The sequence below is a fragment of the Pedobacter sp. PF22-3 genome, from assembly GCF_026239555.1.
Taxonomy (GTDB): domain Bacteria; phylum Bacteroidota; class Bacteroidia; order Sphingobacteriales; family Sphingobacteriaceae; genus Pedobacter.
Genome location: NZ_JAPIVP010000018.1, coordinates 17,735 through 38,137, shown reverse-complemented (window position 1 = coordinate 38,137; position 20,403 = coordinate 17,735). Strand labels below are relative to the sequence as shown.

Here is a 20,403-nt window from a genome sequence, read left to right as displayed (position 1 = left end):
AAATGCTAAAAATTTTATCAAAAAGAAAGTCAAAACCAATCTGTATTACCTATTAATTGTCATAATGTCGGCTTCTATTTCTAAGGAAACCAGATGATAAGCCAAAGCGCACATAACCATAATGATCCTGAAAGTAGATATTGTAATTATCTTCGCCATAATAGCCTACAGCAGCCATCAAAAACACATTATTCATAAACGGAAAACTGTAATTAAAGTTGATTTCAGCATTAAGTCTCTTCTGGATATTCGCAAAATTTTTGGATGGAATTTTATTTACGGCATAAGATAACTCTGTATTTAAACGCCAGGTTTCTTTTTCGCTTTTAACTTTCTGTTTATTCCTGGCGTTTTTTTCGATTTCATCATACCTGCGCCAGGAGAAACCGTAAAGCACTCTTGTAAATCCAAAACCTTCATTAAGCGCTGGCTCGTACCTGAAAAATTTGTACCATTGCAAACCAAGCCGATGATTGAAGGAATAATAGCTTTCATCGGCATTAATTGCTGTAAAATCTCCAAAACGGTAAGAAAGTGTTAAATAATTTGCGTTAAAATTTCCTGTACGGGTATTAATTGTACCATCGGGATTAAACGCACTCTGGTCCTGACCATTTGAATGATGTGTAAAAGCCAGTTCAGCATATTTATAATGTTCGGGATCGGGATTTAACCTGGCATAAAGCGCTCCCCCCAAACGGTAACTCGGCGTCCGTACAGCAGCAGAAAATTCGGTCCGCACACGTACCGTAAAATCAGGAATAATAGCAAAGGCAATTGGCGATTTATAACTGCCCAAAAGCATATATGTAGTGGTAAGCCGTCCGTTGATTACGTATTTTGAAGGCGCACCCAATTCTCCACCCGGTGCTGTATAAGCTAAATCAGCATTTTCTTTGTACAGATGAATATATTCTTTGTTGGCAAACTCTCTTTTTACCACTATTGAATCCTGAGCAAAGGATTGTAAACAAATGAGGCAGATGATAAGCGTAAAAAAAGTTTTTGTCATACCAGATAAACGCCGATAATGAGCCAACGGTTTTGTATTTTTAGAGAAATGGTTTTTAAAAATCTTAATTGATTAAGATAAATTTATCTTTCTTTTGCTAATAAACATTAAAAACGAAATAATTGCATAAAGCAGTTAGTTATATGCAATGATTAGCTTATAATCTCAAGACACATTAACGAGCTAAAAAAAATGTCGGACTAGTTGCCCGACATATATTTTAATTTTCACTGAATTAGTTATAGATTAAAATTATCATTTAACCACTTCTTAATATTCGCATGACTTCGAGTTGTTCCCGGAAGTTTGTCGCGCAATGCATCCTCTAACTTATGTAGAGTAGCTTGACCTGTCCACCCCTTTTCACCCATATACCTATTAAGAAAAGGAAGGACTTCATACCCTTCATGTCTATCAAGAAGTACATTATCGGGGAAGCCTGTAATTTTAGCGTTGTCGCTTTCTGCAGAAGCCGTCCAAGAATACTGAAGCTTCAAATCACTCTTTTTAAAATTTGCCATTTTATAGTTTTAATTGATAAGCTCGAAAATATTCTTTCTTAACAACAAAACTCTACGGGAAACCATAAGGCAGGAATTCATTCTAAGTTAATTTTCTTTATATCAATTAGCCTTCTTCATTTATACAACGAGAATGACTATTAACCAAGATTTTAGATATATTAAACATCCAAAGATCTCTCGGCTCCGTTACTCTCCGCTCGAGATGACGATGATGCTTATGAACGCCACGTTAACCCTGTGAACAATTGAAGCAATGACCAATTAACGATTGAACTAACCTACCACTCTATAGTCGTTCCATTCTCTGTGGGGTGGCCCGTACAAACCAGCACTCTACCCCTTTCCAATTCATCATCCGTAAGCACTTCGTTGTAATCCATCCTTACCCCGCCCCTGGTACAATTGGCCACGCAGGTGCTGCATACACCGCCACGGCAACTATAAGGAAGTTTAATTTTATTTTCTAGGGCTACATCTAAAATCCGCTTTGGCCAGGGCACATCAAGATGATATGTTTCACCTTTAAAATTTAATACAACTGAATAGGTATTTTTGTCAACGATTTTTTCAGAACTATCGTCCTCATCAACCTCATCTTCAGGCAGCACAAAAGTCTCTCTTTTGATCTGTTTAATATCGAAACCCATGCCCAATAAGGTAATCCGGCATAAATCCATGTAAATTATTGGTCCGCAGCTATAAAACAATGCACTATCCCTGTCGAAATGTAAATGTTCTTTAATTAATTTATCGATATAGAACTTGTTCAGCCTGGCCGTCATTAAGTTTTTACTGTTGCTAAAAATCCAGACAATTTTTAACCTATCTGGGTATTGCTGTTGCCATTCGATCAGTTCATCGTAAAACAAAGTTTCTTCTTTCGATCTGTTACTATATACTAATGTGATCAACGATTTTTGCTCACGCACCAATGCCGTTTTTAAAATCGAGAATAATGGCGTAATCCCAACGCCTGCAGCAAAAAGAAAAAGATCACGTTCCAGATTTTCATCCGGAATATAACTGAACAAGCCTTGTGGCTCTTGCGCCAAAAGAATATCATTTACCGAGGTTTTATGGTGCAAAAACCTCGAAATTTCTCCATTCTCCACGCGTTTCACGGTAATTGCCAAAGGTTCATTTACATCTGGCGAACTGTTGAAAGAATAAGATCTCCTTACCTCTTTATTTTTTCCCTGAAAAACCAGTGATAAAAACTGTCCCGCCAAATATGCCGGGTATTCATCCACCTCTTCAAACTGAAAAGTTATATTATCGCCAGGTTGATTGATTATTTTATTGATGCGCAGTTTGAACATAATGCAAAGAAAGCGTTTTGAGCGTAAAGCGAAAAGCGGTTGGCGTAAATTCAATGATCATTTGTTAGTTAATTGATTAGCCGCTTAAAATGGTCAATTGAATACTATCTAATTCGCCGCCACACGCGATCGTCGTCCGAAACTTGCCCTAGGGCCTATCCAATATGTGTTATTTCCTATATTTAGATATTGATTTCCCTCTCGTTAAGGATCCTGAAATAAATTCAGGATGGCGTAACGAAGTAAGATTTTCTGTGTTAATCCGTGCTTCCGTGGCAAAAAAGTTCATTGGTTAGCATGATGCAAAACGAATCGGTGTAATCCCATAAATCCATGTAATCACCTTAAATAAAAAGCGTCCCGATTAAAAACCGGGACGCCTTACCAAATGCTTGTCTTTATCTTAATTATATTATCCGCCGTTATAGGCCAATAATACTCGCGGTTTTTTGTAACCGTAACGTTTCGGGTGCTCCATGATCTGTTTCATAGAAATTACTTTATAAACATAGCCACCAGTTTCGCGGTTAAGCCTCATTTTGTAGTAATTGTCCTGATTTTGATTATTGATCTGCTTGCGTAAGCGCCCGTCGCCAACATTGTAGGCCGCAGCCACTAATGTCCAGCTTTCTAAACCTTTATACATCTCCCTGATGTATTTGCAGGCTGCAATAGTAGATTTACGCAAATTATAGCGCTCATCAACATCCCCGTTCACTTTTAATCCATAATTACGGGCAGTACCCGGCATAAACTGCCAGATTCCGGCTGCACCTTTAGGTGAAGTTCCCTCAGTCATTCCAGATTCGACTAAAGCCAAATACTTAAAATCGTTCGGGATACCGTAAGCGGCAAGTATTGGCTCGATAACCGGAAACCATTTTGCTGCTTTCTGGTGCAAAAGATTAGTGTGTGTGTTCTTGTAACTGTGTGCGGCTAAAATTTTTTTCATTTTTCTTTCCACCCTTTTATCGCCCAAAGGCAGGGTTTCATCCGCGAAATTTAACTGGGCCATTAAAGAAAGAGGTTTCACAACGTCTTCAACTTTTATGCTATCAGTTTTTGTTATTGTAGAGCTTAATTTTTCTTCCTTAAAAAGACTTTTTTTTGCTAAGGGCATTTGGTAAGTGAACACTTTAGCCAAGATAAATAGTGTTGCCACTACTGAAAATGGTACGATGTGTTTCTTTAACATTCTCCTCCTTTTTTTGGTGAAACTTATATAAAAACGCTGGCAAAGGTAAAAAATAATAACCACACTATCAAATAGTTACAGAAATAAGCGCAAAAAACAGCCTTAAAAGTGCTTTAAACAAGGATTTTAGATTTTGATTTTCAGACAATTTTCCCTATATTAGAGGCTATTTTTTTATCTACTTTTTCCGCTCAGATAATTGTTATACTCACCATTTTTTCATAAATTTGCAGCCCGCATTTTTAATGCGTTAAAAGCGTATCATGATAAATAAAAACAACAGGAACAGTCGGGATGACAAGTCCAAATCAGGCAGTCGGAAAACAGAAGGCAGAAGCAGTTCGGCCGGATCTGACAGAAGAAGGTCAGACGACAAAGACAGCAAATTCAAAAAATCATCCGATTCGAAGGATGGCTTCAGACCCAGAAGCACAGATAGTAAAGATTTCAAATCAAAATCTTTCGGAGACAAAAAAGATTTCAAACCAAGATCAGGCGGACGTGACTTTAAATCAAAAGATGCAGAACCGCAGAGTTTCAAATTCGGAGATCGCGAATTTAAATCTAAAGATTCAAGCTCAGAAGATCGTGGCGCTAAATCAAGAGATTACAAACCAAGAACTGGCGACCGTGACTTCAAATCGAGAGATGGAGGATCAAGAGACTACAAACCAAGAACAGGAGACAGGGATTTTAAAACAAGAGATGGTGGTGCAAGAGATTATAAGCCAAGAACAGGAGAGCGTGATTTCAAATCTAAGGATGGAGATTCGCGAGATTTTAAACCGAGAACTGGCGACCGCGACTTTAAACCCAGAGAAGGCGGATCGAGAGATTACAAACCAAGAACGGGTGACCGTGATTTCAAATCGAAAGATGGCGGATCGAGAGATTTTAAACCGAGAGAAGGTGGTTACAAAGATTACAAATCAAGAGGCAAATCTGATGATTTCAAGCCAAGTGCTGGAAGCTCAAGAGATGTAAAGCCTAGAGAGCCCAGGGAAGGCGATAGCCGTCCGTTCAGAAAACGTGAGGAGACACAGCCAAGAGATACAGAATTTAACCGCCCAGAGCGCACTGTTATTGCCCAGGGCCGTAAAACAAACGAAGATAAAGGCTTAATTCGCCTAAACAGATATATTTCAAATGCAGGCATCTGCTCTCGTCGTAAAGCCGACGAACTGATCATTGCCGGTATTATTACCGTAAACGGCGAAGCCATTACCGAACTGGGACACAAGGTAGACCCCGCAAAGGATTTGGTTCGCTATAATGGAGAATTATTAAAACGCGAGAAAAAAGTTTACGTTTTATTGAATAAACCAAAAGATTATATCACAACTACCGACGATCCTCAGGAACGCCGTACAGTAATGCAATTGGTTGACAAAGCAAGTCGTGAACGCATTTACCCGGTTGGTCGCTTAGATCGCAATACCACAGGTTTATTGTTAATGACAAATGATGGTGATTTAGCTGATAAATTATCACATCCTAAAAACGGTATCACTAAAATCTACAACGTTGAATTGGATAAAGCTTTATCACAAGGCGATTTAAATAAAATTGCTTTTGGTTTAGAGCTTGAAGATGGCTTGATTAAACCCGACAATATTTCTTATGTTGCAGGTGGAACCAAAAAAGAAATCGGTATTCAGATCCATAGCGGTAAAAACAGGATTGTTCGCCGTATTTTTGAACACTTAGGTTATAATGTAGAAAAATTAGATCGTGTAGTTTATGGCAATTTAACCAAGAAAGACTTACCTCGAGGAAGATGGCGCTATCTTGAAGAACATGAATTGATCCAGATTAAACATTTAATAAAATAAGATATAAGAGGCAGCCGATTGGCTGCCTTTTTTGGTATTGCTATTTTTTACCACAAAGTGCACAGAGAAAGCAGAGCCTCCATCGTCCTCGTTTTTAACGAGGATGCAGGAGAAAGACGATTGTATCGTCCAGCAATGAACATGCATTAAAAATGCATCTCTCACTCATCCTCGTTACAAACGAGGACGAGAACTAAGAAACATCTTCCTTGTTTTCTATGCCTCCGTGGCCAACTTTATTTATATTTGTTAAAATCAACATCATCGTTTCATGAAAAAATTCAGTTCATTGCTTATACTTTCTATGCTATCGACCCTTAGTTTCGCTCAAAAAACCAACTACAATCTCATTGTAGGCACTTATACTGCACCAGGAAAAAGTAAAGGAATTTACACTTACGACTTTAATACTTTAACAGCTGTTACGAAGATAAAAAGCATTACAAAAAACACTGCAAATCCTAGTTATGCTGCTATTTCACCAGATAACCAATTCGTTTATGCGGTTAACGAAACCGGAGTTACCAGTACAGTAAGCGCATTTAAATATGATGCCAAAACAGGAGATTTAACTTTTTTAAATAAGGTTGACAGTCATGGTGCCGATCCTTGTTTTATTACCGCTGATGCAAAAAATGTAATTGTAGCCAATTATAGTGGTGGTAGCTTAGCGGTATTTTCACGAAAAGCTGATGGGTCTTTAACAGAAGCCTTGCAGGTAATCAAACATACCGGAAAAAGCATCGATCCGAAAGGTAGACAAGAAAGCGCTCATGTACACATGACAAAATTTACACCAGATTATCAATACTTAATTGTTAACGACCTGGGCGAAGATCAAACTTATATTTACAAATATAATCCAACTTCGAAAGAAAAAATATTAACCGTAAAATCGGTTATAAAAACCAATGCAGGTACTGGTCCAAGACACATTACTTTTAGTCCAAATGGAAAATTTGCCTACTTAGCGCACGAATTTAACGGCAGCATAACTGTTTTTGCGTATTCAGATGGAAATTTAACCAAAATTCAGGAGATCGGCACTACGCCGACAGATTTTACAGGCAAGGTTGACGGGGCAGATATCCATGTTTCGACAGATGGAAAATTCTTATACGAAACCAACCGTGGAGATGCCAATAGCATTTCTGCATTCTCTATTTTACCTACCGGAAAATTGAAATTTATTGAAACGGTAAGTACCCTGGGAAAAGGACCAAGAAACTTTACGATTGATCCGACCGGAAAATTCTTATTGATCGGACATCAGTACACCAATAACATTGTTATTTTTAACCGGAATAAAACCACAGGCAAATTAAAAGATAGCGGTAAAAGAATTGATGTTGGCGCCCCGGTATGTTTAGTTTTTAATTAACCAGTTAAAATTTAGCCAATGGAAAACTTCGATTGGACAAGGTTTACGATGAGGATTGCCATTAAAGCTAAACTTGCGGATATATACAACGCATGGACAAAGGCCAGCGAAATTGAAAAATGGTTTTTAAATGATGCCTCATTCACAGATGAAAATGAGGTCTTGCTTGATAAAAATCAGCATGCACTTAAAGGTGATCGTTACCGATGGACATGGTATTTATATCACGATATCGAAACCGGAAAAGTAACTGAAGCAAATGGCCTGGATTATTTTCAATTCACCTTTGCTGGAGATTGTTTAGTTGGCATTAAACTCTACGAGGAATTTGAGTATACTATATTGGAACTGACCCAAAAGAATATCCCTGAAGATGATCATTCAAAGCGCAACATCCGCCTGGGTTGCCACAATGGCTGGAGTTTTTATCTGGTTAATTTAAAATCCGTTTATGAAGGGGGATTAGACTTAAGAAACAAAGATAACCGCTTTAAACCCATGTTGAATAATTGAGGTGATGGATTTATCAATAAATACTGAAACTAATTCAGCTAGACAAGCATCTAACCCGCTCGTCATCCTGAGTTCATCTCAGGATCTTTATAGCATGATAGATACTGAAACAAGTTCAGTATGACGATATGCGTAAATAAATTAAGCCCCTTTATCTTACTCGGGCGTCCTGCTGAATTTATTTCAGCATCTTTATTGGAAGAAAATAAATGAAATAAAACAACAGAGGTTATGGAACGAGGTGGCTGTGTTTACATTTTAACTAATCATACCTACACCGTCTTATACATCGGTGTTACTTCGGAGTTGTATTTTAGGATTATCGAACATAAAGAGAAGAAATATCCAGATTCATTTACAGCAAAATACAATTGTAGTAAACTCGTTTATTATGAGCAGTTCGATTCTATCGAGGAAGCCATTGCGAAAGAAAAACAACTCAAAAACTGGAAGAGAGCTTGGAAGATAAATCTGATTAATCAAAATAACCCAAATTGGAACGATTTGTTTAAAACCCTCGAATAAAGCAAGATGACGCACATTCCACACGATCGTCACCCTGAGTTCATCTCAGGATCTTAATAGCATAATAGATACTGAAACAAGTTTAGTATGACGGAACGCCTGAACACTCATCCTGAATTTATTTCAGCGTATTAATAAGAAAACGCTAATACGATAGATACTGAAACTAGTTCAATATGAAGAATTTATCCCACCATCGTTTATCTTGAGTTTATCCCAGGATATTTACAGCATGAAAGATACTGAAACAAGTTCAGTATGACGGAATTCACGAGCGATCGTCACCCTGAACTCGTTCCAGGGCATATAAAGTAACGAAGTACTCCACACTACCGTAATGAAATAAAAATGGCCCCGATTTTCATTGGAGCCATTTAAATAATATATGATTACGTACTATGCCGGTTCTGCAACCCTGGCCACATTACGATACGGGAATTCATTAAAAATATGCCTGCGGGCAAAACGGCCTGGAGAATCAGCATTAACCAATTTCACGTAAATTGCTTTTGGCACATCGAAATATTCGTAAACACTTCCATCAAAAAACTGGATATTTAACACCTGTTGTTTGTATTCGAAATCCTGAATGTTCGACAAGGTAGTCGTTTGTGTATATGTTTCGATATTTTGTTCGCGTGTTTCAGGCGCAATACTTACCAGGAAATGGTAAGCCTCGATAATTTCTTTACTTCTCGCTTCTGCATCCAACTTCTCTTCCTCTTGCTGAAATTTATCAGGGTGACAATCTTTCATCAATGTACGGTACACAGATTTAAGCTCTTTTAATTCAGCATTTTTATCTACGCTCAAAAGCTTTCTGTAATCAACAATTTTCTTCATTTGGGTAACCTCTTTTTAATTTTGCCGAAATGATTTAGGAATTTTTAACCGCCAAACCGTTTCAAGCTGCAAAGATACAATTTATAATCATTTGATTTTGAGAAAGTTTACTTTTCTCTAATATTGTTGATGCGAATGACCTTTTGAGAAATTCAGAAGTGTCTATTACAATGAAACCCACATAAATAAAAAAGTTTTGCAACGCAAGCACAGCGCAGCAAAACTTTTGACAAATCCATAAATATCTTTCTGACTACTAATATTTAGCCTGTAATGATTTTTCGATTACTTCTTTGTAGTAGTCGATATAAACTGGCAGAATCTTGTTTAAATCGAAATCCTGCGCCCTTTTAAATGCATTTTCTTTAAAACGGTTAAGCGTTTCGTCATCTTTTAAAATTTCAATGGCATGTGCAGCCATCGCGTCTACGTCACCAACATCGCTCATGTAACCGCAAAAGCCGTCCACATTAAGTTCTGGTAAACCGCCGGCATTCGTGGTAATTGCAGGCACTTTACAAGCCATTGCTTCTAATGCTGCCAAACCAAAACTTTCAGATTCTGAAGGCATTAAGAAAAGATCTGAAACCGATAAAATTTCTTCAACTGCATCTTGCTTACCTAAAAACCTCACGTTTTCACAAATATTCAACGATCTGCACAACTGCTCATCATAAGCGCGTTCAGGTCCGTCCCCTACCATTAAAAGTTTTGAAGGAATAACGGCCTGTACTTTTTCGAAAATCCTGATCACATCAGCCGTACGTTTCACTTTTCTGAAATTACTGGTGTGGATTAAAATACGCTCATTATTTGGCGCAATCGCTTTTTTAAAATGTCCTTTTGCCTGTAAACTAAAGCGCGAAAAATCGATAAAATTCGGTATGACCTTAATTTCTTTTGTAATCTCGAAATGGTTATAGGTATCTTCTTTCAAATCTTCCGACACGGTAGTTACACCATCGCTTTGATTAATAGAAAAAGTAACCACGGGTTTATATGTCGGGTCTTTACCCACTAAAGTAATATCAGTACCGTGCAAAGTAGTAACCACTGGGATGTGAAGTCCATAGCTGGCTAAAATCTGCTTCGCCATAAAAGCAGCAGAGGCATGTGGAATGGCATAATGAACGTGTAATACATCCAATTGCTCAAACCGAACAACATCTACCAGTTTGCTGGCCAGCGCCGATTCGTATGGAGCATAATCGAAAAGCGGATAATCCCTTACCGATACCTCGTGATAAAACAGATTGGAAGAAAAGAAATCGAGCCTGGCGGGCTGACTGTAAGTAATAAAGTGAACCTGGTGCCCCTCGTTAGCCAGCGCTTTACCTAGTTCTGTTGCAACTACTCCACTACCGCCAAAAGTGGGGTAGCAAACAATTCCTATCTTCATCGTAAATGTATTGTTGTTAGCGCAAATGTAGCCGATTTTAATCTATAATGCGTGTCGGTTTATTGCAATAAAAGTTATAATATTAATATCATATTGTTATAACCTTCTCTTCGCGCTTGAACAGTAACGTGTGTTATGCTTATTTTGCAGCGCAGTACCACAAGTCCTTTTTAAAGTTAATTCCTGCTTTACGCTGTAGCCCTTCGTACCTCAGGGGCTGCCGCTCCAATCAGGGCTAAGAACTTAAGGCTGTGGCCCGGAAACCAGGCATAGTTGCCATAACCTAACCAATCTAAAACCGATAGAACGAATGCTCCCCGTTTTTTCTTACGGGAGCAAGAGAGATAGCGGGACAGCATTAACCTATAACCATCTGCAGCTGCTTTCCAAAACAAAAATGGATTTCTATAACTATATATTAGCCATTAGTTTTGGCCTCAAAATCAATAGTAGTTTTTAGTAAACTATTTAAGATTGCGCATTTCTTCTTTTATCACCAGGAAAAGTTCATTAGGCCTTTGGGTACCAATAAAATATTCCAGGCCATCCCGATCGGTTAGTACCACTGCATCCTTACCTGATGAATAAAAACGAATCGTACCTTTTGTATGCAGGTTATAAACCGGATTATTGAAAAAATAACGGCTGTAGGTAGCCTTACGTACATCTATAATACTTTTAAGGTCGATCTTAACACGCTTGGTCGTCCAAAGGCCATCCAATATAACACTACCATTATCTACAACGATTTTGTACTGGATGAGGAAAAGCAAAAGCATCGAAACACCTATGATCCCGAAGCCTACAACAAGGAAAAGATCCTGCGTATTGTCACGATCGCGCTCGTAAACGTATGCACCAAAACAGAAAGCAGCCATAATAAGCCTGATGAAAATGCGCACATAATCACGTCCGATGTATTGTTTTTCGATATAGGCGTACTTGCTTTCCACTTATTTAATTTTGAGTCCGAATATAGCAACTTTTTTTGTTGCTGTAGTTAATTTATATCGGTTATCCTGCCGCATACCAGCAATCCAGATAATTTCACCATTCCCGTTAACCAGAATTGGCGTAGTGCTTTTCAAATGTAAGGGAACTTTCGCATCGATAAAATAATCACTTACCTTTTTAGGGTTACGCATGCCCAATGGAATAAATTTATCTCCATGTTGCCAGTTCCGCAGTACCAACGGGAAAATTAATTTATCTGCATTTACAAAAGCTTTATCCGTATACACTTCGAATTTAACTTCATCAGTAAACATCAAAGAAATTTCTGCGTTGCCAAAGGCGATGTTTTCTGTTGTGGGATGAATAAACTGATTAGCTGTAACCGATATATTCTTTTCAACAATTACCAGATCATTTCTATTGATAATTGCCTGGTGTGTAGTGCTAAAAAAATGCGTACCACTTAAGGCCTTTAAACTATCTATAATCTCATACACTACATTTTCACCAAAATTAAAAGGCTTAAGCAACTCGTAAAGCATTAGCTTTTGCGGGTTTAGTCTGGAAATCTCATCCAGGGAAATATAAACACCATCACTTCTTTGAATCAGGATTTCATCAGCAAGTTTTTGCACCTGAATATCCAAAAAAGCTTCTAATTCAGCGAAACGTGCTATATTTTCAGCAAATGTTTTTTCGAGATTAGGGTTGATTTCCTGCAGATGCGGTACCACCTGCAGCCTGATTTTATTCCTTGTATATTTTGTACTTACATTCGAACTATCCTCTACAAAATCTATGTTATTAATCCTTACTAATTCATCAATCTGCTGGCGGTTTAAAAAAAGTAAAGGCCTGATCAGAAAATCACGCTTAGGTAAAATGCCATGCAATCCACTTATGCCTGTACCACGCGTAAGGTTAATGAGTATAGTTTCTACCGCATCGTTCTGATGCTGCGCCAGGGCTATATAATCGTACCCAGCTGTACGCCTAATTTCTTCAAACCAATTATAGCGCAGATCGCGTGCGGCCATCTGGGTAGAAATTTTATTTTCGGTTGCATATTTTTTGGTATCAAAATGCGTTACATAAAAAGGTAACTCAAAATTTTCGGCCAATAATGCAACAAAACTTTCATCACGTTGCGCTTCATCAGCTCGCAAATTAAAATTACAATGTGCCACACCAACATCAACACCTATTGCTTTAAACAAATGCAGCATTAATACCGAATCCTTTCCCCCACTTACAGCCAAAAGAATGCGATTACCCTGAACAAATAATTTTTGCTGTTCAATAAAATCCTGAAATTGACTAAGGGGTAACATCCATCAAAAATATTTAATTTTAACTGGTATTCCGAACGTTCGGAACAAAAAACTAACTTTGTAGTGTGCAAAAACTATTTGTCTTTTTATTCCTTTTAATCAGTCCGGCATTTTTATTCGGCCAGCAACCTGCTTCGAAAATTAAAATTGTTTCTTATCAGCATATCTCTGGCGACATAAAAAAGAAAGCAACCTACCTTAATTTTCCTGTTTTTCAACAGGACAACGCTACCCTAGCCTGTGATAGCGCGGTATTTTATAGTGAGCGGAATTATTTCGAGGCTTACAGGAAAGTTCATATCCATCAGGAAAACACAGATATCTATTCCGATCAGCTCGAATATGATGGAAATAAAAAACAAGCACATTTAACAGGAAATGTAAGAATGGTTGATCCTACTTCCGTTTTAACTACTAATATATTGGATTACAACACACTCACTAAAATCGGAACTTATACCAGTGGTGGCAAAATTGTAAATAAGGATGTAACCCTTACCAGTAAAAATGGATATTACTTTAGCCAAAGAAATGTTGCTTATTTTAAATATGATGTGGTAGTGGTTACGCCTCAATCGACCATTAAATCCGATACCATGAGTTACAATACCCAGGATAAATGGACCTATTTTTACGGACCAACCAATATCAAGGGTAAAGATGATAACCTGTATACAGAAAATGGCCAATACAATACTTTTACAGAAGATGCTTTTTTTGGAAAGAAAAATCTCTATACACAGGGTACGCGATCTCTAAAAGGAGATAGTTTATATTATTATGGTAAACAGGGCGTTGGTAAAGCGGTTAAAAACATCGTTTTCTCTGACACCAAGGATAAGATGAAAATGTTTGGCGATTTAGGCTACTACTACAAACTGGATCAACGGACCTTGGTTACCCGTAATGCATACCTGGGAATTGGCACGGAAGATTCGGTCATGGTGAAGAATAAAAAAAGGCCTGATAGTTTATGGATGGGTGCAGATACGCTGGAAACGCAGATGGTGCTGCAGAAAACCTTGAAATTAGTGCCTAAAATTTCCATAAAAGCTGACAACCAGGTTGGGGAGGATGATGAAGATGGCGGGAAGAAAGAAAAAGGCGAACCAAAATATAAAACAGAACCTGAATCAAGCCAAAAAGAAGATAGAAATAAGCGTAATTCCAGAAATAACAAGGCTGATAAAAAGAAAAAACAAGGTGATGCTGAAACAGAAGACAAGCTAAACCTGAAAGATAAAAGTATCGATAGTTTAAAATCAAAAGTAGATTCACTTGGCAAAGGACTGCCTAAAGTTAATTTGGACAGTTTGCAAAAAAGCAATATTTTAAAGGCAAAAGCCGATTCAATAATAAAAAATCTGCCTAAGCTTAAAACAGACAGTCTGAAAAAACTAGCTGACAAAACCAATTTGATTACAAAAAACCTATCGAAAACCAACATCGATAGTTTACAAAAAAAGATCACTGACAAGGCTTCTCCTTTGGCAAAGGATATTCCGAAAGCCAATGTTGACAGCCTGCAAAAAAACATCACAAAACCTGGTAGCAAAGATAATTTAACGAAAGTTCTGGGGAATTTAAAAGCAGGTGCATTAAAAACTGATACGGCTAAATTTAACCCGGCTGATACCGTTCAAACGCGTATTATAAAGGCTTACCATGGCGTTAAGATTTTTAAAACGAATATACAGGCTAAAACCGACAGTCTGTTTTATACCAGTGCCGATTCTACCTTACGTTGCTACAGCAACCCGATCATCTGGTCGGAAGGTTCTCAGCAGGTTGGCGATACTATATTTGTTCAGTTCAAGAATAAGAAACTAAATAATTTACAGGCTTTTAGGAATGCATTTTTAGTAAATACGCCAAAAGATTCGTTAAGGTTTAATCAAATAAAAGGTAGGTTGATGACAGGTTTCTTTACCAACGGGAAATTTAAAACCTTATATGTGGATGGCAACGCCGAAAGCATTTATTACACCCAGGATGACAGCACAAAAGTGTATAAAGAAATGAACCAAACCTTAAGTAGCAGGATAAAGTTCATCTTTAAGGATAAAGAAAATGCCATTGAGGAGATTGTATATATTAAAGGAATAGAGGGGGCTTTGAATCCCGAAAATACGATTGCTAAAGACCATGTATTAAAAGGATTTTCATGGAAACCTACCGAACGTCCGAAATCAAAGAAAGATGCTATTGGCTCATCTGGCAAAGCTAAACCGAAAACAAAAGCGAAAACAGTTGTGGCTAAAACTGGGACTGGTGCAAAAGCAGCAGCAAGTAAACCATTAACAACGGCACCTGCTGTTAAATCCAAAATTACTTTAGAGAAAGATAGCTTAAAAGTTGATCAAAAATCGCCTCAAACTAAACCGGTAGATACTGCAAACCTCGGCATTAAACCTATCCTGCCAAAAAAAGATTCGGTTCAGGTGAAAAAGGCGGTTCGTAAAATGTAGTTTTTGGGTATTCGCTAAATAATGGTTAAATTTATTTATGGATTTACAATCGGAAAAACTAAATATACTTCAACAGATCATTAATTCGAATGATGAAAGTCTAATTAGGGATATTAAATCGCTAATTACCGCACGAGACTTTGACTGGTTTGATGGATTAAACAGTAACCAGCAAAACGACATTATAGAAGGTATAAATCAACTTGATCGTGGCGAAAGTTTTAGCCACGAAGAGGCTAAAAAAAGATTCAGTGTATAATGGATATTATTTGGTCTAAAAAGGCTGGTGAAACTTTCCAACAAAATATTGATTATCTAAAAGACAACTGGACAGAAATAGAGGTAAAAAAATTCGTAACAAGGGTTTTTAGTTATCTCGAAACACTATCTGAAGAACCGTTGATCTCAAGAAAAACATACAAAACAAAGAATACACATATAGGCATCATCATACCACATATATCTGTTGTGTACCGAATTAAACGAAAAAGCAACACTTTAGAGATCGTAACTTTTATTATAGATAATCGACAAAGTGGTAAAAAGAAAAAAAGATTTTTATAGTTCTATCCCTTCAAAAAAACCAACATCTTTTTTAATGCAATAGCCCTGTGGCTAATTTTATTCTTCTCTGCCATATCCATTTCAGCGAATGTAATCTCATAACCGTCTGGCTGGAAGATAGGATCATAACCGAAACCCTTAGAACCTGATAAAGCTGTTCTGATGGTCCCATCTATTACACCCTCAAAAATATGATTTTTCCCATCCTGCATCAAGGAAATTACCGTTTTAAACCTTGCTTTTCTGTTTGGATTCCCCTCAAGCTTTGCCAAAACCATTTGAATATTTTCTAAGCTATCCCTGCTGCCAGAATATCGAGCAGAATACACGCCAGGTTCGTTATTTAAGGCTTCAACTTCTAAACCGCTATCATCGGCAAAACAATCCAAATTAAAATGTTTAACTACATAACTGCTCTTTAAAGTTGCATTGCCTTCAAAAGTATCAGCAGTTTCAGGAATATCAACCAAACATCCAATGTCTTCCAGATTTAACACTTCGTATTTACCTTTAAGTGCAGCACGTATTTCTTCAGTTTTATGTTGGTTATTGGTTGCAAATACAAGTTTTTTCATTTTAGGAAGGTAAATGGTATAGGGTATAGGGTATAGGGTATAGGGTATAGGGTATAGGGTTTGAAAAGTTAAACGTTTCTTTATTACTTGCTTATTTAATTTTCTGAAGGTGCCCCCAAAGCATTTTTTTAGCATTTAAATCGCTATCCAGATGATGGAGATTTGGAGCAAAGATAATTCTGGTGGTTTCATGAGCGATGATTTCATTCTGCCAGGTAAGGTTCAATTTTAGGTCGGCAAACGCTACTCCGAAAGATAACATAATGGCAGGTTTGAAAAACCGGTGCAACGCTACGAAATCTGTTCCTTTATAATTTGAATAATTTAGAAGGGCAAAATCTGGAGTACCCAAATCTACAGCTTTAACAATTTTCCGCAAAAGTTCTCTACCCTGTTCGGTACTTACATCATGTTCACTATCATTAACTAAAATGAGTACTGATTTTTTATTTCCACCCAAAAATTTAAATATTTTTTCCGGTGCAGATTCTGCCACAATATGCGGAATTTCAGGACCTTGTGGATAAACTTTAGGCGAATTTGTAGGATTAATCGCAGGAATTTGAGCTATTTCTGACTTTAAAACAGGTTCTTCTGTTGCTTTAACAGAAACATTTTCAGCAATAAAAACCGGCTCAACATTACGTAAAGGCAGAATTTCTACACTTTCATCCTTTACCAAGAAAACCTCTTCAGTAAAAAATAAACGTAAAGCATTCGCATTGTTGGTAACCTGGTTTTCCATTCGTATTTTTGTTGGATAATAATTTCTGTTAAAATTAGTTAAATATCTTATAATAGCCCTGCTAATTGTTACTTTTATCCCTTAAAATTTATAGAGTGCTCTGCGTGAAGAAAGCTTACTCCCTATTCGTTTTCAGCTTTATTTATAGCATTTCGTTTGCACAAAACGTTGCTGTGGTAAACGGAAAATCAATAAGTGCTAAAGAATTTACGTGGGCGTACAAAAAAAGCCATAACGGAAATGTTAGTGTGCCGTACGATACTTTACAAGCCTATTTAAACTTGTACATAAATTTTAAGCTTAAGGTTTTAGATGCCCGCGAGATGGGATTGGATAAAGACGCAGATTACCAGCAAGAAATTAAAACTTATGAAGATGCATTGGCCAAACATAAAAAAGCTGGGGTTAGTAGTAAAGACCATGATTTCTTATTGAATGAATACCGGGAAGGTGTTTTAATGTTCAATGTTTCGGAACAAAAAATCTGGAATAAGGCACAGGAAGATGAGCAGGCCATAAATGAATTTTACGTTAAAAACCAAAAGAATTACAATAAACCTCTAAATGAAGTGCGGGGAGCAGTAATTGCTGATTACCAACAGCGTTTAGAAGAAAAATGGCTAAAAAGCCTGAAACAAAAATATCAGATTAAAATTAATGAAAGTGAGCTGAAGAAACTTGCCAAGTTATAAACACCTGATTTTGTTTGACGATAAGTATTAAATTTGAAAAATATAACAAATAGAATGAAGAAAGTTTTTTTAGTAGCAACCACTTTAATTTGCCTGTTTTTAAACAGTTTTGCTCAAAAACACACTGTAGATAAAGTTGCTGCTGTTGTAGGAAATAATATTATCCTGCTATCTGACTTAAACCAACAATACACGCAATATCTTTATCAGGGTAACCAACCGAACAATGATATTAAGTGTAAAATATTACAACAAACCTTAACCCAAAAATTACTTAAACAACAAGCCGAAATCGATTCGGTGATGGTTGAAGATGGTGCCGTTGATGATGAAGTAAACAAGCGTATGCGTTACAGCATGCAACGTGCCGGCGGGCAAGAGCGTTTGGAGCAGTTCTTAAACAAATCGGTACTACAGTATAAAGATGAAATCAGACCATCAATAAAAGATGAATTGATTGCAAATAAAATGCAGCAAAAAATCACCGAAAATATTAATGTAACGCCAATGGAAGTGGAGAAATACTTCAAATCATTAGGCGATAGCATTCCAGAATTCAATACAGAAGTTGAAGTTGGTGAAATCATTTTAAACCCGAAGTTAACCAGGGCAGAAAAACAGAAATTCCGCGATAAGATTGAAGCACTTCGTTTAAGGGTTAAAAGTGGTGAGGATATGGGTGTTTTGGCAAAAACCTATTCTGAAGATCCGGGTTCTGCATCAGATGGTGGTGATTATGGCTTTATTGATAGGAACACCATGGTTAAAGAATTTACGGCCTGGGCATTTAAATTAAAAGCAGGAGAAATTTCACCAGTGTTCGAAACAGATTATGGCTTCCACTTTTTACAGGTTTTGGAGCGTAGGGGCGAGCAGGTACATGTTAGACATATTTTAATTATGCCTAAAACTACACCAGAAAGCTTAACACGTTTAAAGTTACATGCAGATAGCATTTATAATAACCTTATGGGTAAAAAATTAAGTTTCGCTGCTGCTGCAAATCTATATTCAGATAATAAAGAAACGAAATACAATGGCGGTATGATGCTTAATGCACAGGACGTTCAGGCAAGAAGCACCTTTATTCCGGTTGATAAATTAGATCCTTCGGTTTTTTTGGTAATCGATAGCATGAAAATCGGTGGTATTTCCAAACCGGATTTATTTACTGCAGCTGATGGAAAACAAGGTTACCGCATTTTATATCTAAAATCTAAAATTCCACCACACAAGGCAAACTTAGCTCAAGATTTTCCAAAAATCAGAGATGCCGCACAAAGTGATAAAATTAATCGTACTTTAAGCGAATGGTTTCAAAAACGTCGCGAAAGTACATACATTAAAATCGATGACGAATTTAACACCTGTGATGAATTAAAAATCTGGACAAAAACCACGGCCGCAAAATAACACCAATGCAGTATAAGAACGAAGTAGAAGCTGTTGATGCACTTCATCAATCTTTCAACAACATTAAAGCTGAAATAAGCAAAGTAGTAGTTGGACAAGATGACATCATAAAATCTGTTTTAATCGCCATTTTTAGCAACGGACATTGTCTGTTGGTTGGCGTACCCGGATTGGCTAAAACTTTACTTGTACAAACCGTGGCTTCCGTTCTTGATCTTAATTTCAACAGGATCCAGTTTACGCCTGATTTAATGCCAAGCGACATTATCGGTGCGGAGATTTTAGGAGAAGACAGGCACTTTAAATTTATAAAAGGGCCTGTTTTTTCCAATATTATTCTTGCTGATGAAATTAACCGTACGCCACCAAAAACGCAAGCGGCGCTGTTAGAGGCCATGCAGGAGAAATCGGTAACCGCAGCCGGGCAAACACATGCCCTGCCGAAGCCATTTTTCGTTCTGGCTACGCAAAACCCAATTGAACAGGAAGGAACATATCCCCTACCCGAAGCTCAATTAGACCGCTTTATGTTCAATATCCAATTAAATTATCCTGCTTTTGCAGATGAGTTAAACATCGTAAAAAACACCACGAGCAATAAAACCATCCAGCTGCAGAAAATTATCCATGCAGATGATATCCAATATTTTCAGAAACTGATCCGTGATATTCCCGTAACTGATAATGTACTGGAATATGCAGTAAAACTGGCAACGAAAACCCGTCCGAATACAGAATTTGCTACCGATACAGTAAACAAATACATTAGCTGGGGTGCTGGTCCGCGTGCTTCACAATTTTTGGTGTTAGGCGCAAAATGCCATGCTGCAGTAACCGGAAAATACTCACCAGATATCGAAGATGTTAAAGCAGTTGCTGAACCTATTTTACGTCACCGTATTGTTCGTAACTACCGCGCCGAAGCCGAAGGTTTATCCATCGAAAAAATCATTAAAGATTTATTGTAGTAAATAGAATCGTCATCTCGACTACGCTATGCTCCGCTTCCATTGACAGACTCCATGTAAAAACCGTCATTGCGAGGAGGTACGACGAAGCAATCTTTCATGTTAGCGATCATTACAAGAAAGATTGCTTCGTTGGCTGAAAAAGCCTTT

Annotated in this window: 20 protein-coding genes; 10 read left to right on the top strand and 10 right to left on the bottom strand. The window is 37.4% G+C overall.

The genetic code is table 11. The annotated features are described in order from the left end of the window. Positions 1-52: 52 nt before the first annotated feature. From OQX63_RS19430 to OQX63_RS19415, 4 genes are all read right to left on the bottom strand, one after another. Positions 53-1,012: a hypothetical protein gene (locus OQX63_RS19430; RefSeq protein WP_265852474.1), complete on the bottom strand. Its 960-nt coding sequence runs from the start codon at positions 1,010-1,012 to the stop codon at positions 53-55. Positions 1,013-1,251: 239 nt separating this feature from the next. Continuing rightward, a complete protein-coding gene (locus OQX63_RS19425) occupies positions 1,252-1,533 on the bottom strand; it encodes a hypothetical protein (RefSeq protein WP_265852473.1) in 282 nt (93 codons plus the stop codon). Positions 1,534-1,814: 281 nt separating this feature from the next. After that, complete coding sequence (locus OQX63_RS19420; protein WP_265852472.1) at positions 1,815-2,855, bottom strand: ferredoxin--NADP reductase; 1,041 nt, start codon at positions 2,853-2,855, stop codon at positions 1,815-1,817. Positions 2,856-3,267: 412 nt separating this feature from the next. After that, on the bottom strand, positions 3,268-4,050 hold the full coding sequence (locus OQX63_RS19415; protein ID WP_265852471.1) for a lytic transglycosylase domain-containing protein: 783 nt from the start codon (positions 4,048-4,050) through the stop codon (positions 3,268-3,270). A gap of 263 nt (positions 4,051-4,313) precedes the next feature. On the opposite strand from OQX63_RS19415, the gene OQX63_RS19410 reads away from it, so the two are divergent. The 4 genes from OQX63_RS19410 (at position 4,314) to OQX63_RS19395 (ending at position 8,301) form a co-directional block, all read left to right on the top strand. Beyond that, entirely contained in the window at positions 4,314-5,882 is a 1,569-nt protein-coding gene (locus tag OQX63_RS19410) for a pseudouridine synthase (RefSeq protein ID WP_265852470.1), read from the top strand. Positions 5,883-6,153: 271 nt separating this feature from the next. Further along, positions 6,154-7,263 carry a lactonase family protein gene (locus tag OQX63_RS19405; RefSeq protein WP_265852469.1) on the top strand — a complete coding sequence of 370 codons (1,110 nt, stop codon included), beginning with the start codon at positions 6,154-6,156 and terminating at the stop codon, positions 7,261-7,263. A gap of 18 nt (positions 7,264-7,281) precedes the next feature. Then, the gene (locus OQX63_RS19400; RefSeq protein ID WP_265852468.1) at positions 7,282-7,776 is read left to right on the top strand and encodes an SRPBCC family protein; all 495 of its coding nucleotides are present in this window, start codon (positions 7,282-7,284) and stop codon (positions 7,774-7,776) included. 231 nt (positions 7,777-8,007) lie between these two features. Further along, positions 8,008-8,301, top strand: a complete 294-nt coding sequence (locus OQX63_RS19395) for a GIY-YIG nuclease family protein (protein WP_265852467.1) — start codon at positions 8,008-8,010, stop codon at positions 8,299-8,301. Between the two features lie 396 nt (positions 8,302-8,697). On the opposite strand, the gene OQX63_RS19390 is transcribed toward OQX63_RS19395, so the two are convergent. The 4 genes from OQX63_RS19390 to tilS form a co-directional block, all read right to left on the bottom strand. Further along, positions 8,698-9,144: a KTSC domain-containing protein gene (locus OQX63_RS19390; protein ID WP_090502232.1), complete on the bottom strand. Its 447-nt coding sequence runs from the start codon at positions 9,142-9,144 to the stop codon at positions 8,698-8,700. A gap of 256 nt (positions 9,145-9,400) precedes the next feature. After that, positions 9,401-10,543, bottom strand: a complete 1,143-nt coding sequence (gene bshA, locus OQX63_RS19385) for an N-acetyl-alpha-D-glucosaminyl L-malate synthase BshA (protein WP_265852466.1) — start codon at positions 10,541-10,543, stop codon at positions 9,401-9,403. Between the two features lie 464 nt (positions 10,544-11,007). Continuing rightward, the gene (locus OQX63_RS19380; RefSeq protein ID WP_265852465.1) at positions 11,008-11,496 is read right to left on the bottom strand and encodes a hypothetical protein; all 489 of its coding nucleotides are present in this window, start codon (positions 11,494-11,496) and stop codon (positions 11,008-11,010) included. After that, entirely contained in the window at positions 11,497-12,828 is a 1,332-nt protein-coding gene (gene tilS / locus OQX63_RS19375; protein ID WP_265852464.1) for a tRNA lysidine(34) synthetase TilS, read from the bottom strand. Between the two features lie 65 nt (positions 12,829-12,893). On the opposite strand from tilS, the gene OQX63_RS19370 reads away from it, so the two are divergent. From OQX63_RS19370 to OQX63_RS19360, 3 genes are read left to right on the top strand one after another with little or no spacing between them, the layout of a single operon-like run. Next, positions 12,894-15,296, top strand: coding sequence for an OstA-like protein (locus OQX63_RS19370; RefSeq protein WP_265852463.1), 2,403 nt, complete (start codon positions 12,894-12,896; stop codon positions 15,294-15,296). Positions 15,297-15,333: 37 nt separating this feature from the next. Further along, complete coding sequence (locus OQX63_RS19365; RefSeq protein WP_265852462.1) at positions 15,334-15,555, top strand: hypothetical protein; 222 nt, start codon at positions 15,334-15,336, stop codon at positions 15,553-15,555. After that, positions 15,555-15,860, top strand: coding sequence for a type II toxin-antitoxin system RelE/ParE family toxin (locus OQX63_RS19360; RefSeq protein WP_265852461.1), 306 nt, complete (start codon positions 15,555-15,557; stop codon positions 15,858-15,860). The genes OQX63_RS19365 and OQX63_RS19360 overlap by 1 nt, the downstream gene beginning before the upstream one ends. A 2-nt stretch (positions 15,861-15,862) precedes the next feature. On the opposite strand, the gene OQX63_RS19355 is transcribed toward OQX63_RS19360, so the two are convergent. Continuing rightward, on the bottom strand, positions 15,863-16,435 hold the full coding sequence (locus tag OQX63_RS19355; protein WP_265852460.1) for a non-canonical purine NTP diphosphatase: 573 nt from the start codon (positions 16,433-16,435) through the stop codon (positions 15,863-15,865). Positions 16,436-16,526: 91 nt separating this feature from the next. Continuing rightward, positions 16,527-17,180, bottom strand: a complete 654-nt coding sequence (locus OQX63_RS19350; protein WP_265852459.1) for a hypothetical protein — start codon at positions 17,178-17,180, stop codon at positions 16,527-16,529. A gap of 104 nt (positions 17,181-17,284) precedes the next feature. Here OQX63_RS19350 and OQX63_RS19345 point away from each other — a divergent pair, with 104 nt between their 5' ends. Genes OQX63_RS19345 through OQX63_RS19335 form a run of 3 tightly spaced genes read left to right on the top strand, consistent with a single transcriptional unit; the run spans position 17,285 to position 20,253 of the window. Then, positions 17,285-17,872, top strand: a complete 588-nt coding sequence (locus OQX63_RS19345) for a hypothetical protein (protein WP_265852458.1) — start codon at positions 17,285-17,287, stop codon at positions 17,870-17,872. A 54-nt stretch (positions 17,873-17,926) separates the two neighbouring features. After that, complete coding sequence (locus OQX63_RS19340) at positions 17,927-19,285, top strand: peptidylprolyl isomerase (protein WP_265852457.1); 1,359 nt, start codon at positions 17,927-17,929, stop codon at positions 19,283-19,285. Positions 19,286-19,290: 5 nt separating this feature from the next. Further along, positions 19,291-20,253: an AAA family ATPase gene (locus OQX63_RS19335; protein ID WP_265852456.1), complete on the top strand. Its 963-nt coding sequence runs from the start codon at positions 19,291-19,293 to the stop codon at positions 20,251-20,253. Positions 20,254-20,403: the final 150 nt, after the last annotated feature.